Origin of the sequence: Nitrososphaera sp., from assembly GCF_050748925.1 — an archaeon.
Classification (GTDB): Archaea; Thermoproteota; Nitrososphaeria; order Nitrososphaerales; family Nitrososphaeraceae; genus Nitrososphaera.
In genome coordinates this window covers 2140-3880 of sequence record NZ_JBOGQF010000150.1, presented here as the reverse complement: position 1 = coordinate 3880, position 1741 = coordinate 2140, and the positions used below count along the sequence as shown (strand labels likewise).

At 55.5% G+C, this 1741-nt stretch carries 1 rRNA gene (cut by a window edge); it reads right to left on the bottom strand.

From position 1 onward, the window contains the following. Positions 1-297: 297 nt before the first annotated feature. Positions 298-1741, bottom strand: a 16S ribosomal RNA gene (locus ACREAY_RS10375) (it continues 19 nt past the right edge of the window).

Below are 1741 nucleotides of genomic sequence, written 5' to 3'. Positions count from 1 at the left end.
TCACTTATCAAGCCGAGTCATCCTCCAACCGGCGTCTTTGCACTTAATACACCGGCCAACACTATTGCAGCCCCGGAAACTATACGCGAACGTTTCCGTAAAGCCACTTTCGTTTCTTTCCACTTATTCTGTCGTTTTGTGGCGTGTTTCTGTTTCCTATACACGACGGTCATTGCAGATTTCTCTGCTGCGTCCTTCACCCCATGCTCATGCATGGAGTTGCATTCAATAGGTCATACTTGCAATCGCATATTACAGCGCAAATCCTTTACACTCAAGTCGTCCGGCCGATAACTAAGGAGGTGATCCAGCCGCAGGTTCCCCTACGACTACCTTGTTACGACTTCTCCCCCGTTGCTGACCCCAGGTTCGATAGCGCCAATTAGGCGCCACCTCGCCAAGAACCAACTTCGGTGAAGCGACGGGCGGTGTGTGCAAGGAGCAGGGACGTATTCACCGCGCGATAGTGACACGCGGTTACTAGGGATTCCAGATTCATGAGGGCGAGTTTCAGCCCTCAATCATAACTGAGGTAAGGTTTGTGGGATTGCCTCCCCCTTTCGGGATCGGAGCCCGTTGTCCTTACCATTGCAGCCCGCGTGTGGCCCGGAAGTTTCGGGGCATACTGACCTGCCGTAGCCCCCTCCTTCCTCCGCCTCAGCGGCGGCGGTCCCTCTAATTAGCCCTGCTAGTCCTGAGACCAGCAGTAGCAACTAGAGGCAGGGATCTTGCTCGTTACCTGACTTAACAGGACACCTCACGGCACGAGCTGGCGACGGCCATGCACCTCCTCTCAGCTTGTCTGGTAAAGTCTTCAGCTTGACCTTCACTCTGCTGTCGCTCCCGGTAAGATTTCCGGCGTTGACTCCAATTGAACCGCAGGCTTCACCCCTTGTGGTGCTCCCCCGCCAATTCCTTTAAGTTTCAGTCTTGCGACCGTACTCCCCAGGCGGCAGACTTAACGGCTTCCCTGCGGCACTGGGTTGGCTCGAAGCCAACCCATCACCGAGTCTGCATCGTTTACAGCTGGGACTACCCGGGTATCTAATCCGGTTTGCTCCCCCAGCTTTCATCCCTCACCGTCGAGCGCGTTCTGGCAAGCCGCCTTCGCCACTGGTGGTCTTCAGTGGATCAGAGGATTTTACCCCTACCCACTGAGTACCGCTTGCCTCTCCCGCCTCCTAGCCCTGTAGTATCCTCCGCAGCCCATCTGTTGAGCAGGTGGATTTAACGGAAGACTTGCAGAACCGGCTACGGATGCTTTAGGCCCAATAATCGTCCCGACCACTCGGGGTGCTGGTATTACCGCGGCGGCTGACACCAGACTTGCCCACCCCTTATTCTACACTATTTTTAGAAGTGCCAAAAGATGCCCTTAGCGGACATCACTCAGAGTAACCCTGTCAAGCTTTCGCCTATTGCAGAGGTTTCGCGCCTGCTGCGCCCCATAGGGCCTGGGCCCTTGTCTCAGTGCCCATCTCCGGGCTCCTCCTCTCAGAGCCCGTACCGGTTACAGGTTTGGTGGGCCATTACCTCACCAACAGCCTGATCGGCCGCAGTCCAATCCAGGGGCCATATAGGTTTCAGCCATTGTCCATTCCAGAAACCTTGGCCTATCGCGGTTTATCCTCAGTTTCCCGAGGTTATCCACGTCCCCTGGGCATGTTGACTACGTGTTACTGAGCCGTATGCCACGCATTACTGCGTTGACTCGCATGGCTTAGTCCCACTCTGATAGCAG